General features: G+C 60.1%; 1 pseudogene. It reads right to left on the reverse strand.

From position 1 onward, the window contains the following. Positions 1–356: pseudogene (locus AAEY72_RS14295) on the reverse strand (TonB-dependent siderophore receptor); the annotation flags it as partial.

A 356-nucleotide genomic window follows, 5' to 3' on the forward strand; every position in this document is an offset into this window, starting at 1 on the left:
GACAGGTCGTCGGTGAGGCTCAGGCGTGTAGAGAAGTAGACGGCCGCCTGACGGGTGATATCGTCTTTCTCGTGGGCAGGGCCCCAGGCCGGCTCCAGGCTGTCACCGTCCCACTCATAGAGGGGGAAGTTGTTGCTGTCCCTGTAAGTCGCTTCGTAGCCGTAATAGTCATTGCCTTCCCAGTGCGAGCGCGAGACTGAAGAGCCGACAACCAATTGATGTTCACGCCCACCCAGGCTGAACGGCCCGGACAGGTAGAAGTCTGCGTTGTTGCTGATGGTCTTGCCGGTGAACTTGGAGCCGTAGACCGACGCTCTGTCGGTAGTGCCCGAAATAGGGGATGCGTACCCCAGCGG

Source organism: Psychrobacter sp. W2-37-MNA-CIBAN-0211 (genome assembly GCF_040309405.1).
Lineage (GTDB): Bacteria > Pseudomonadota > Gammaproteobacteria > Pseudomonadales > Moraxellaceae > Psychrobacter > Psychrobacter glaciei.